General features: G+C 62.7%; 10 protein-coding genes. 7 read left to right on the forward strand and 3 right to left on the reverse strand.

The window, feature by feature from the left end; all coding sequences use genetic code 11:
- Positions 1 to 34: 34 nt before the first annotated feature.
- Positions 35 to 2,557, reverse strand: coding sequence for a heavy metal translocating P-type ATPase (locus LQ220_RS16230; protein ID WP_230189195.1), 2,523 nt, complete (start codon positions 2,555 to 2,557; stop codon positions 35 to 37).
- Positions 2,558 to 2,624: 67 nt separating this feature from the next.
- Here LQ220_RS16230 and LQ220_RS16235 point away from each other — a divergent pair, with 67 nt between their 5' ends.
- The 4 genes from LQ220_RS16235 (at position 2,625) to fliE (ending at position 7,536) form a co-directional block, all read left to right on the forward strand.
- Positions 2,625 to 3,044 carry a helix-turn-helix domain-containing protein gene (locus LQ220_RS16235; RefSeq protein ID WP_230189196.1) on the forward strand — a complete coding sequence of 140 codons (420 nt, stop codon included), beginning with the start codon at positions 2,625 to 2,627 and terminating at the stop codon, positions 3,042 to 3,044.
- A gap of 104 nt (positions 3,045 to 3,148) precedes the next feature.
- Positions 3,149 to 5,128, forward strand: a complete 1,980-nt coding sequence (locus tag LQ220_RS16240; protein WP_230189197.1) for a cytochrome c/FTR1 family iron permease — start codon at positions 3,149 to 3,151, stop codon at positions 5,126 to 5,128.
- Positions 5,129 to 5,537: 409 nt separating this feature from the next.
- Positions 5,538 to 6,830, forward strand: coding sequence for a glycoside hydrolase family 130 protein (locus tag LQ220_RS16245; RefSeq protein ID WP_230189198.1), 1,293 nt, complete (start codon positions 5,538 to 5,540; stop codon positions 6,828 to 6,830).
- Between the two features lie 364 nt (positions 6,831 to 7,194).
- Positions 7,195 to 7,536, forward strand: a complete 342-nt coding sequence (gene fliE / locus LQ220_RS16250; protein WP_230189229.1) for a flagellar hook-basal body complex protein FliE — start codon at positions 7,195 to 7,197, stop codon at positions 7,534 to 7,536.
- A gap of 59 nt (positions 7,537 to 7,595) precedes the next feature.
- Here the strand turns inward: fliE and LQ220_RS16255 are convergent, their stop codons facing one another.
- Positions 7,596 to 7,928, reverse strand: coding sequence for a zf-TFIIB domain-containing protein (locus LQ220_RS16255; protein WP_230189230.1), 333 nt, complete (start codon positions 7,926 to 7,928; stop codon positions 7,596 to 7,598).
- An 836-nt stretch (positions 7,929 to 8,764) separates the two neighbouring features.
- Between LQ220_RS16255 and LQ220_RS16260 the strand changes: the two genes are divergently transcribed.
- The 3 genes from LQ220_RS16260 (at position 8,765) to LQ220_RS16270 (ending at position 11,523) form a co-directional block, all read left to right on the forward strand.
- Positions 8,765 to 9,091, forward strand: coding sequence for a hypothetical protein (locus tag LQ220_RS16260; RefSeq protein ID WP_230189199.1), 327 nt, complete (start codon positions 8,765 to 8,767; stop codon positions 9,089 to 9,091).
- Between the two features lie 395 nt (positions 9,092 to 9,486).
- The gene (tnpB, locus tag LQ220_RS16265; protein ID WP_354957993.1) at positions 9,487 to 9,807 is read left to right on the forward strand and encodes an IS66 family insertion sequence element accessory protein TnpB; all 321 of its coding nucleotides are present in this window, start codon (positions 9,487 to 9,489) and stop codon (positions 9,805 to 9,807) included.
- 72 nt (positions 9,808 to 9,879) lie between these two features.
- Positions 9,880 to 11,523 (forward strand): IS66 family transposase, encoded by a 1,644-nt coding sequence (locus tag LQ220_RS16270; protein ID WP_230189201.1) that lies wholly within the window; start codon positions 9,880 to 9,882, stop codon positions 11,521 to 11,523.
- 19 nt (positions 11,524 to 11,542) lie between these two features.
- Here LQ220_RS16270 and LQ220_RS16275 read toward each other — a convergent pair whose 3' ends face one another.
- On the reverse strand, positions 11,543 to 12,760 hold the full coding sequence (locus LQ220_RS16275; RefSeq protein ID WP_230189202.1) for a divalent metal cation transporter: 1,218 nt from the start codon (positions 12,758 to 12,760) through the stop codon (positions 11,543 to 11,545).
- Positions 12,761 to 12,946 lie beyond the last annotated feature (186 nt).

The raw sequence follows: 12,946 nt of genomic DNA on the forward strand, positions 1-12,946 counted from the left end.
GAAGATCGTGGCTTCGTGACGCTCGGAAACCGAGCTATCGCGCCCGCTGGTCGCGATTGATAAGACGCAGCCCGTTGAGCACGACCAGGAGCGATGCTCCGACATCTGCTGCTATCGCGCCCCAAAGCGACGCCATTCCGAGCAGCGTCAGCCCCCCGAAGACGAGCTTGACCGCAAGCGAGAAGCCGATGTTCTGCCGGACGATGGTGAGCGTCGCACGGGAGTGCCGAATAAGCCACGGTAGCTGGGAGAGATCATCCTGCATCAGTGCGATATCCGCCGTCTCGATCGCCGCATCGCTCCCAATCGCGCCCATCGCGATGCCGAGGCTGGCCCGCGCCATCGCCGGCGCGTCGTTGACGCCGTCACCGACCATCGCGACAAGGCCATGCTGCGCCACCAGTCTTTCTATCGCCTCGACCTTCTGTTCGGGAAGCAGCTCGGCGTAAACTTCATCCACACCGGTTTCATGCGCGATGGCCTGAGCGGGCGCGCGGCTGTCTCCCGTCAGCATCACGACCTGTGCGATGCCAAGTTCATGCAGTTGCGCGACGATTTGCCTGGCCTCAGGACGCACTGCATCACCAATTGAAATTAATCCGATGACCGACTGGCCCTCGCCGACAACGATCCCGGTCAGTCCGGCCGCAGCGATTCGACGCAACTGGGCGGCAAGCTCATCATCGCCTGCACCCCCCAGCCTCTCGCCGAGATAGCCAGGGGAGCCGACCCAGATCTCGCGACCACCGATCGCGCCAACGACTCCTTGCCCGGGCAAGGCCGTCACCGCCGTTGCAGGGACGATATCGACGCCGCGCACTGCTGCGGCATCAAGGATCGCGTGGGCAATCGGATGCTCGCTTCGCGCTTCGATGGCAGCCGCGAGCGCCAGCAGCTCGATCTCGCCCCGACCGCCAAGCGGGACAAGCTCGATTACCTCGGGGCGCCCAAGCGTGAGCGTGCCGGTCTTGTCCATCGCAATCGCTGTGAGGCGGGCAGGCGTTTCCAGGTGGACACCTCCCTTGATCAGCACGCCCCGCCGGGCCGCGCCCGTCAATCCGGCGACTATGCTGACAGGGGTCGAGATGACCAGCGCACAGGGGCAGGCGATGACGAGCAACACGAGCGCTTGATAGAACCAGGCGGCCCAACCGCCTCCCAGCAGAAGAGGCGGCACGAGGAATACCGCCAGGGAAAGCGCCATCACGACCGGCGTGTATATCCGCGCGAAGCGTTCCACCCATTGTTCGGTCGGAGCCCGTTTGCTCTGCGCCTCGCCGACCATCCGCACGATACGCGCGAGGGTCGTGTCGGAGGCTGGCCGGGTGGTTACGATTTCGAGCGCGCCCATGCCATTGATGGTCCCGGCATAGACGGTTGCGTCCTGCATGACCGTGACGGGTACGCTTTCACCCGTGATTGGTGCCTGATTGACCGCGCTGGTCCCCGCAACCACCTGGCCATCGAGCGGTATCTTTCCGCCCGGCGGAACGATCACGTGCGTTCCGACCGCAACGTCGGCAACGGGCACGTCCCTCTCGACGCCGGCCGCATCCCGTATCCGGGCCGAATCCGGCGCGATTTCCAAAAGGGCGGCGACGGCACGGCGGGCACGTCCCAGGCTCCATGCCTCAAGCGCCAGCGCAAGGGCGAAGAAAAATGCGACAGTCGCCGCTTCGAACCATTGGCCGATGCCGAGGGCGCCCGCCACCGCGACCAGCATGAGCAGGTTCATGTCCGGCCGGAGTCGCCGCGCCGCGAGGATCGCCTTGGGCGCGACGTATCGAACGGCCGACAGAATCGCCAAGGAATAAGCGAGCATCGCCAGAAGCGGGGGGTGCGCCTCGCGCGCCAGGCTCTCGTGCAGTACCGCAGCGAAGCCGTTCGCGCGCGCGTGAATCGCAAAACCGATCAGGACCAAAGCGCCGCTTGCGATGGTCAGCCCGGCCTGAACACGGCGCCGCCGCTGTTCCTCTGGCGCACCGACACTGCGCTCGCCTTCATTCCACAGTTCGGCGCGCATCCCCGTGCGTTCGACTGCCCTTAGGATGTCGGCGTGAAGAGAGAGATCGGCATCGCTCGCGATCGACATGCGACCGTTGATCAGATCGAACGACAGTTTTTCCGGCCCGACGATCGGACCGAGTTCGCGCTTGAGCACCGCGACTTCGTCACCGCAGTCCATGCCATGGATTGCGAAAATGACGCCGTCCGGACGGTCCGGCAGGGCCTGGGCAACGGGCGCCGGTTCACCCGAGCAGCTTCTGCAACCATCGGCTCCCGCGGCATCTTTTGAGATACCGCTCTGACCGTCTAGCTCAGCGGTCATCCCGGTGGTCGATACGGCCGCGATCACGGCTTCGACTGTGAGGCCGGACGCGACGTCGACGTCGAGCAGGCCAAGCTTCGGCTGGAACGACAAAAACCGCTCATCTCCACCGAGTGGGAGCAGCGCTTCCCTGAGCAACCGAACCTCGTTCTGACAGTCTAGCCCCTGCACCTTGAAGCGCCATCGGCGCTCTATCGCTATGGGGCTCGTCCCGATTTGATCGAACATAGCGTCACCTCGACTTTTCGACATGACACCCTCTATACAGTCTGAAGTCACTAGAGGGTCAAACGATATGTCCACCGAGCCGCTCAGCATCGGGAGTCTGGCCAAAGCCACCGACACCAAGGTGGAGACGATCCGCTATTATGAGAGCATCGGCTTGTTGGCGGCGCCCGCCCGAACAAAGAACAACTATCGCGCCTACACCGCCCAACATCTCGCACGGCTCAGTTTCATTCGCAGGGCTCGCGCGCTGGGTTTCTCGATCGACCAGGTTCAGGAGTTGCTCAAGCTTGCCGACCAGAAGGATATTTCTTGCAAGGCGGTGGACGCGATCGCGCGGGAGCATCTCGCCGAAATCGACCGAAAGCTTCGCGATCTGAACACGCTGAGGTCCGAATTGAGCAACGTCATTGTCCAGTGCGGGCATGGCACCATTTCCGAGTGCCGCATCATCGAGACATTGGCGCCGGATTGCACTGCGTTCGGCTGAGCAGGGCGGTCGATGATGTCACCGTTCGCAATTATCAGCAGCTAATGCAAATAAGTCGCAAAACTGCTTGACCCTCTAGCAGCTAGAGGGTGTAGACGCGACGTATGTTCACGCTTTCTGGCAGCCTTCACCTTTTATCGATTCGTCGGCGGACGGTTGCGCTGTGGCGCGTGTTGGCGGTTCTCGGTGCCGTCTTGCTTGCCCTTGCCACAAGCGTCGCTGCCGATGCGCAAACGACCGACGTGCAGACGGCATGGCGGCTGCTCGACTATATAGCGGTCGATTATGGCGGTGCTGTCAGCGGCGGACGGGTGAAGAGTCCTTCCGAATATGCCGAGATGACCGAATTCGCGGCTTCGGTATCGACCCGCCTTTCGACGCTGTCGCCCACGCCGGCGCGCAAGCAGCTGATCGCGGGTGCAGCTCGACTTCAGGGCGTCATCGCCGCGAAAGGAACGCCCGAGGAGGTCGCCCGCATCGCCCATGGCCTCGCCGCCGATCTGCTCAAGGCGTACCCTGTGCCCCTCGCGCCGAGCAAGGCGCCCGATCTGGCCCGCGGCGCTACCTTGTTCGCGCAGAATTGCGCGAGCTGCCACGGCATGACCGGGGATGGGCATGGCCCCGATGCTGCAAAGCTCAAGACGCCGCCGATCGCTTTTAGCGAGGTAGTGCGTGCGCGGCAGCGCAGCCCGTTCGCGCTCTACCAGGTCATCGACCAGGGCATCGACGGGACGGCGATGCAAAGCTTTGCGACCTTGCCGAGCGACGATCGCTGGGCGTTGGCCTTCTATGCCGGTCGCTTCGCCTTTCCCGATGCTCTTGCAAGCCAGGGCGAGCGGCTGTGGAAGTCCGATCCGGACTTGCGGAACAGGATCCCCGACCTGACGACATTAGCGGGGCTGACACCCGAGGTGCTTGCGAAGACGATCGGACCAGACAAGGCAGACGCGGTGATCGCCTATCTGCGCCGTCACCCGGACGCGGTGATCCGGCAGGCACCCGGTTCGCTGACCATCGCGCGCGCAAAGCTGGCACAGAGCCTTGCGGCCTATCGTGGTGGCGACCGCCACGCCGCCAAGGAACTCGCGCTCTCCGCCTATCTCGATGGCTTCGAGCCACTCGAGCCGATGCTGACCGCGCGCGACGCAACGCTCATGGGGCACATCGAAAGCGCCATGGGCGAATTTCGGGCATCGCTCCAGCAAGGTCGCCCCGCCGACGAGGTTGCCAAGCGCGTCCAGGTGCTCGACGGCCTGTTCGACGATGCCGACGCGGCATTGTCCCCGGACGCAGCGAGCAGCGCATCGACCTTCCTGGGCGCCTTCACCATTCTGCTGCGCGAGGGGCTCGAAGCCCTGCTGATCGTCGTCGCGATGATCGCTTTCCTGCGCAAGGCCGAGCGGCCTGAAGTGCTGCCCTATGTCCATGGCGGCTGGATCGGGGCGCTCATAGTCGGCGCGATCACATGGGGAATCGCGACCTATGCGATCGGGATCAGCGGCGCGAGCCGGGAGCTTACCGAAGGGTTCGGGTCGCTGTTCGCGGCTGTCGTCCTGCTCTCCGTGGGGATATGGATGCACGGCAAGGCGCAGGCGGACCAATGGCAACGCTACATCCGCCAGAAGATGTCGCACGCATTGTCGAAGCAGTCGGCCTGGTTCCTGTTCGGCCTGGCCTTCATCGTCGTCTATCGCGAGGTGTTCGAGACGATCCTGTTCTACGCCGCGCTCTGGACCCAGGGCAATGGCGGCACGATGTTGGCGGGCGCCGGCTCGGCTGTCGTTCTGCTCGGCCTCATCGCCTGGGCCATGCTGCGCTACAGCCGCGACCTGCCGATCGCGAAATTCTTTTCCTACAGTTCTTGGCTTATGGCAATCCTCACCATCGTCCTTGCCGGCAAGGGCGTGTCGGCGCTACAGGAAGCCGGCATCATCGACATTGCGCCGCTTGGAGGCGGGATCCGCGTTTCCATGCTCGGTATCTTCCCGACCTTGCAATCGATGGCCGCCCAGCTTCTGATGTTGATCGCGGTGCTCGGCGGCTTCTTCCTGAACCGTCGCCGTGCCGCCGCGGCTGCCGATTGATGCGGCCGCGCCAGCCAGCAACCCCCTTATTCTCTTTGCAGTACCGGAACTAATCTGGAAAATCACAAGTTTGAGAAGCTAGGCTAGAGGAGAAACTCAATGGCAAGCGCGCCGCCCGACCCCCACCCCGACTCGCTTCCTAGCGGTTCAGACGAGACGCCGGAGCAGCTCGCCCCCGCCGACGACGATGGCCGGGAGAGCGTCGAGGATATCCCGGCTTCTGGAACGCCGTAGGGCTCAGGCAGCATCCAGGATCAAGCGACACGCTGACGCCTCACTGCGCAGTAGAGCCGTTCAAGAGCTCGAGACGTCCACCCGCTTGCAGGGACGCGAGCACGACGGCGCTTGGCACAATCATGCCCATCCTTCACGAGCCAACATATGGGGTTACGGGAGCATAAGTGTTCAGATGACTACCGTTCCCGTGTCCCACCTGCCGATCCTATTGCGTCCCGATCCGGCGCGGACGGTGACTCGTCCGTTCTTACCCTCCGATCCCCCGCGTTACGCCATAGCTGGCCGGTCGCGCGGCGCGCGCATCATTGCGCGCGTACTCTTCCTCGACGCCGCGAAGCTCGATCGGGACCTCGCGCGGGTCCGCCTCTCGCTCGATGCGCGTTATCCGGATGTTGAGGCGACGTTGCTTCGCCGTTTCGAAGCGGTCGCGGACCTCGTACCCGGCCAGGCTGCGCTCAGGCGCGACCAGCGCTTGCTCATCGGAGCTTATTTCAGTGCGGAGTATTCCTATGAATCGGCCGCGTTGTTCAACCCCAGCGTGGTCGCCCACCCCGACCAGGGTGCGACGCCCGCGGGCGCCTTACGCTTTATCTTGTCGCTGCGCGGGATAGGTGAGGGCCACCTCTCGTCGGTGACGTTCCGCACGGGCATCTGGGCGGCGGATGGATCGGTGATGCTCGATACGCCCAGTGCGGTCTCGGTTCCGCCGGAGTTGATCCTGCCGGACGACTGGAAGGACGGCGATCCCTTCTCGCTCGATTGCTCGGCCAGCCACGATGTGTCGCAGACCGTCCTGTTCCCCTTCGTCGAAAGCCAGAGCGGCGGGATCGAGGACCTGCGGCTAACCCGCGTGGAGCGCGCCGACGGCACGTACACCTATGCCGGCACCTATACCGCGCTGGGCCTGCGCGGCGTGCGGCAGGAGATGCTCGAAACCGACGACTTCCATCGCTTTGCGATGCGCCCGGTCACCGGCGACCTCGCTGACGGTAAAGGTATGGCGCTGTTCCCGCGTCAGATCGGAGGGCGTTACATGGCAATCGGACGACAGGACAGCGAGAACCTCTGGCTGTTTGCTTCAAACGACCGGTTCCACTGGGTCGGCGGCAGAAAGATTCTCGAGCCGGCCGAGTCGTGGGAATTTATCCAGCTCGGCAATTGCGGCTCGCCCATCGAGATCGATGAAGGGTGGCTGCTACTCACCCACGGGGTCGGGGAGGTCCGCAACTATAGCATCGGCGCGGCGCTACTCGACCGCAATGACCCTTCGAAGGTTCTTGGGCGCCTCGCCAGTCCGCTCATCGAGCCTAGCGTGGACGACCGCGATGGCTATGTTCCCAACGTCGTCTATAGCTGCGGCGGATTGGTGCGCGGTCGGTCGCTACTCCTGCCCTACGGCGTCGCCGACAACTATACGCGCTTCGCGACCGTTTCGATCGACGCGCTGGTCAGGGCAATGACGTGACGTTTCAATGGCCGACAGTAATTCGCTTTTTAGGGCAGCGGTAGCGTCGAGATTCCGCCAGGCAGGCGTAGCCAATGTCATTGCCATTGCGCACGCCACTGGAAGGTCGGTTCTTCTTTTTATGAATGCGTGCTCGATCAGTGGTATCACCACCAGACGAGGATCCCGTTTACTCGGCGCGTTTCGATGTGCGGGACCCTTGGCCCGATCATGATGGTTAACGAGATCGTAACGCATCCGGCGTAACCAAGGACTGCGGGGGCGTTCTTATAGTCTTTGCGGTTCATTCCAGTGCGACAGATTTCCCGGCCCCACTGATGTCCTGAAGGAAGCCATAGTGACGAGCGTCGGTGCTGCAGATGTCATGGCTATTCGCAACGCAGTGCTGCAGCGAAATGCTGCCTTGCGGGATGCCGCCACCCGCCCCGTTGCGAACACTGGCCAAACGACCGATACAGCCCGCGTTGACGGTGTCGCTGCCGGTTCGGCATCCTTCGCGACAACTTTTCAAAATGCCCTCCAGCAGGTCAACACCCTCCAGGAGCAGGAAGATGTCGCGACTGAGGCCTATGAACGCGGTGAAACAACCGACATCGCGTCGGTAGTGCTCATGCAGCAGCGCGCATCAATCAGTTTCGAAGCGACCTTGCAGGTCAGAAACAAGCTTCTTTCTGCCTACAAGGATATAATGAACATGCCGGTCTGATCAGTCTCCGGCCACCTGATCAGACCCGAGCGGCAACGTGTCACGAGCGGATGCTGGTGTTATCGGAACAGACCGCCCAGAAAGCCGCCTCGCTGATGGCCGCTGCCGTGGCCTCCGCCGTGACCTCCGCCATGGCCCCCTCCGTGCCCGCCACTGTAACGATCCTCGCCATGACCTCCACCCCACGGGGCTGACTGGCCGTAGCCGGGCCCAGGTGCGCCGCCGCCGATAGACTGCGGCGGTGCATCGGCCTCGAAAGCGGCGTTCCGTTCGATGATCTTGTCGAGTTCGCCACGATCGAGCCAGACGCCCCGGCACTGCGGACAATAATCGATCTCGATCCCCTGTCGATCGGAAAGCAGGAGATCAACTCTGCATACCGGGCAGAGCATCCCCTGCGCGCGGGCCGTGGATGCAGATGCTGGGACGATATCGGACATGCTGAATTCCTCGCTCGTTCGGATGCGGCTTGCGACTGACAACAGGACACCGCGACGGCCATTGACCAGAGCATGATGCGCGTCTCGCAATGAACCTAACCCGAATGGCGCAGCCTGGCGGTTGCATTTTTGGTCAAATACCGATCCGCCTCTAGCGATGAGGACCGGAGCGGTGACCACCGAAGGAACCATGCCCGCCACCGTGACCGCCTACGCCGATTCCAACCAGATGGAGCCAAAATAAGGTTGCCCGGAATAGGTGCCACAAAATGGATAGTAGGATCGTCCACGACCGGGCCGACGTCCGACACCTTGACCACGCACGTCGCTTCCCCTTCCGTCGCTGCGACCGCGACCGCGACCGCTGAAGGCGCCTCGTTCGGGCGGCTCCGTTCGCAGGTTGAAGCGTAACTCTGATCGCGACGACGGCACTCGGGGTATGCAGGGCACCCGTTAATGGGCGTAGGCATAGCGAGGTTCGTCCTGCATGGTCGTGCAATCGCCCCGCAAGGCGATCGACGACATCCTCCCCACTGTCCCACCCAAAGTCCGCAGCATCTTGCATCGTCATTTATATTGTTGCGCCTGTTCTATCGCTTCACCGAGAAGAGTGCGCCATCTGTCGGCGAGGCGCTCGTCCTGCGGTCGGCCACCTTTTACTTGGCATGCCTTCACGACGAACTGGCTTGACAGACAATTTCAGGCTTTGTGGTTCACGATGAGTTCAGTGCTGCGTGGCTACGGAGATCGGCAAGAGTGGCTGGTTCGAAGCGCTAAGGAGAGAAGAGATGCAGCGAAAGATCCTTCTCGTTCTCGCTAGTGCCGCCCTCGCGACATTGACTGCGTCTCCCGCCTTGGCGCGGGACCGGCATGGCGGCGGCCACCATCGGGGCGGGCATGGCGGGGTTGGCATCAACGTTGGTCACGGAGCTGGATATTACGGTGGCTATGGTGGCGACTACGGTGGCTACCGCTATGCCCCCCGGTCCGCCTACTATGATGACCCTTATTTTTATGATCGGCGCATCAGCTACCAGCAACGCGGCTACTACGACGGTAATCGAGGCTATCGCCGTGACCATCATGACAGACGGCGGGAAGAGCGGCATCATTGACACAAATTGCAGCCATGGGTCGATCGGCCAGCGGATTAAGGACAATATGACCATGAAAATAGCGCAGATGTTGTCGATGTCAGCTTTCGCGGCGGCGTTTGCATCTCCGAGCGTCGCGCAGACGCAATCTCACGGAGCAGGTGTCAATTGGAGCGGAGGACATGGCGGCGTTAGCTGGGATGGCGGGCACGGCTATGGCGGGGGGGATTATCGCGGCTATCCTGTGAGCAATTCGCCACCCACATACCGCGCGCCGGCTCAGCTCGGCCCAGCCTCAACCCCGCGATCGTCGTCGACCTGGCGCGCGGCAACCGGGTCAGCATCTTCCCCTCGGCATCGCCGGCGCTGGTCGCCGCCGCCTTGAGAGCGCTGCGGTGATCCCTGCAGGTGCACGCGTGTGGATCGCGATGGGTCACACGGATATGAGAAAGGGGATGCAAGGCTTGGCGCTGCTGGTCCAGCAAGGCCTCAGCCGCGATCCCCACGGCGGCGATCTGTTCGTGTTCCGCGGGCGGGCAGGTTCGCTGGTAAAGCTCATCTGGCATGACGGGATCGGCATGTCGCTCTACGCCAAGCGGCTTGAGAAGGGGCGCTTCGTCTGGCCGTCGGCGAAGGACGGCATGGTGTCGCTGACGGCCTCGCAGCTGGCCTGTCTGCTCGACGGGATCGACTGGCGTAACCCGCAGTATTCCTGGCGCCCGCAAAGCGCGGGGTAGACCGCGCACTTTCTTCGTCAGCGGCGCATTTTGTGCTTCATCCGGGCGGTATTTTGTGATTCCATCGTGCTCATGGAAGCTGCGGTTTCGCCCGTTCCGGACGATGTCGAAGCGCTCAAGGCGCTGCTGGCGACCGCGATCGGACGAGCTGATGAGGCCGAGGCCAAGCTCGCCAACGCCCATGCCCGCGCAAGCGCCACCGAGGCGATGATCGCCCACCTCAAGTTGCAGATCGCCAAGCTGCGCCGCGAGCAGTACGGGCTCAGCGCCGAGCGTACTCGCCGTTTGCTCGAGCAGATGGAGCTGAGCCTCGAAGATCTCGAAGGTGACGCCGCCCAGGACGATCTCGCCGCCGAGGCCGCCGCTCAAAGGAGCGCGAGCGTCACCCCGTTCGAGCGCAAGAAGCCTTCCCGTAAGCCGTTCCCCGAGCACCTGCCGCGCGAGCGGGTGGTGATCCCTGCGCCTTGCGCTTGCCCGGCCTGCGGCAGCAGCCGCCTGTCCAAGCTCGGCGAAGACGTCACAGAGACGCTCGAGGTGATTCCGCGCTCCTGGAAGGTCATCCAGACCGTGCGCGAGAAGGTCGCCTGCCGGGACTGCGAGCTGATTACGCAGCCGCCAGCGCCGTTCCATGTCGTACCGCGCGGATGGGCAGGTCCCAGCTTCCTGGCCATGCTCCTGTTCGATAAGTACGGACAGCACCAGCCTCTCAACCGCCAGGCTGACCGCTTTGCCCGCGAGGGCGTGCCGCTCAGCACTTCGACGCTCGCCGATCAGGTCGGCGCCGCCGCCTTTGCGCTGATGCCGCTCTACCGCCGCATCGAGGCCCATGTCCTGGCCGCCGAGCGATTGCACGGCGACGATACCACTGTGCCGGTCATGGCCAAGGGCAAGACCGATACGGCCAGGCTGTGGGTCTATGTCCGCGACGATCGGCCATTCGCCGGCGCCGATCCGCCAGCGGCGCTGTTTCACTACTCGCGCGATCGCCGCGGCGAGCATCCCCGCGCGCATCTGGCATCCTGGTCAGGTATCCTGCAGGCCGATGCCTATGGCGGCTACATCGAGCTCTATGCACCTACCCGCATGCCGGCACCCGTGCTCGAGGCTGGCTGCTTTGCTCACGCGAGGCGCAAGTTCTTCGAGCTGGCCGACGTCGAGGGCGCGGCGCGCAGGAAGAGCCGCGGCGAGCGCGCCGGCATGATCTATCCGATCGCGCTCGAAGCCGTGCAGCGGATCGACGCCTTGTTCGATGTCGAGCGCGCCATCAACGGCAAGCACGCCGGCGAACGCCTCGCTATGCGGCGCGAACTAAGCGCACCGCTGGTGACCGAGCTGCACGCCTGGCTCACTACCCAGCTCGCCAAGCTGTCGCGTAATCACGACCTCGCCAAGGCCATCAACTACATGCTGCGGCGCTGGGACGCGTTCACCCGGTTCCTTGAAGACGGGCGCGTGTGCCTCACCAACAACGCCGCCGAACGCGGACTTCGCTGCGTGCCGCTTGGCCGCAAGGCCTGGCTGTTCTGCGGGTCCGATCGAGGCGGCGAGCGTGCAGCGGTGATCTACACGTTGATCCAGACCGCACGCCTTAACGACGTCGATCCTCAGGCCTGGCTTGCCGATGTCCTCGCCCGCATCGCCAGCCATCCCGCCAGTCGGCTCGATGACCTGCTGCCCTGGAATTGGCAAACCCACCGCGCTGACATCGCCGCCTGACACACGTCCGCCGCGGCCCTCACCGGATGGCTACGAACAGCAACTGTGGGCGGGCGGTAAACTTACCCATGGCGGAGTGCTTTGATACGACGATCATCATAGCGATCATTATCGGTACTGCCGTAATTCCATTGATAACGGCACTCCAAAAGAGTGCCTTCAAGGGATCCAGCTCTGACCAGTCGATGCCAATTCCGAGTAGCGTGGCTAGCCCTATAACGACGTAAAATCCGACCGCTTCCCAAGGTTTATGTTCGAGGCCGCACTTCCATCCGCGGCTTTCACCTATGGCATATGCTGCCGAACCCGCCAGGACCGGCACCGCGAGCAAGCCGGTGCCGATGATGCCAAGGGCGAACAGCAGGAAGGCAAATCTGCCAGCAACAGGCTCAAGCGCTTTCGCCGCGTCGGCTGCGGTTCCGATCGATGTTTGACCTGACGCGTGAAGGGTCGCCGCGGTCGCAATCATGATCGCCAGGGCCACCAAATTGGAAATTGCCATGCCAGAAAAAGTGTCGAGCCGCATGCGGCGAAACTCCCGCCTGGCCTGCCAGGGGGCTTCGACGAGCGGCTCAGCATCATCATCTTGGGTGACCTCTTCCACTTCCTGCGCGCTTTGCCAGAAAAAAAGATATGGACTGATCGTCGTGCCGAAGATCGCGACGATCGTGACGACGGCTTCCTTGCTGCTGACGGAGGGCATGATCAAGCCAAGGCCTATGAGAGACCAGTCAAGCTTTACCATGAACAATACTGCTACATAGGCCAAGAGGACCAGTGTGAGCCACTTCAACAGACTGGAATATCGACGGTAGGGGACAAAGAGTTGCAGAGTGAGGGACACGAGGGCAAACAGGATCGTGAAAATATGCGAGCCCCAACCCACAACCATTTCGGCTGCGGCACCCATTGCTGCGATGTCGGCACCGATATTGATTGTGTTGGCGATAAACAGGAGTGAGACCAAACCCGTCACCAACCACCTTGGTAATATGTCACCCATATTCTTGGCGAGTCCGCAGCCGGTCACCCGGCCGATATGTGCGCTAACAAGCTGAACGGAACACATGAGCGGATAGGCTAGTACCATGGTCCAAAGCAGCCCAAAGCCAAACTGCGCACCGGCTTGGGAGTAAGTCGCGATTCCGCTAGGGTCGTCGTCCGCTGCGCCTGTGACGAGGCCAGGGCCGAGTTGCTTGAAGAGTGCGATCGACCGCAAGCGGGCGCCAAGTTTCATAAAAATCCTGTCTTTTGAAAATCGCTAAAGGTTACTAAAAGAAGCTGCTTTAACGTAGCGCTCGGAGACGAAAAGCTTCGCGTCGTTGCGCAAGTTGCGGTCATCTCTGGGGGATGATTGGCCGCAGTCTGAAAAGCAGGTTGAACCGCCCCGGGTTTGTCGGACGCTCCAACTCCTGAGAAGGTG

The organism is Sphingobium sp. CECT 9361 (assembly GCF_918741285.1).
GTDB lineage: Bacteria > Pseudomonadota > Alphaproteobacteria > Sphingomonadales > Sphingomonadaceae > Sphingobium.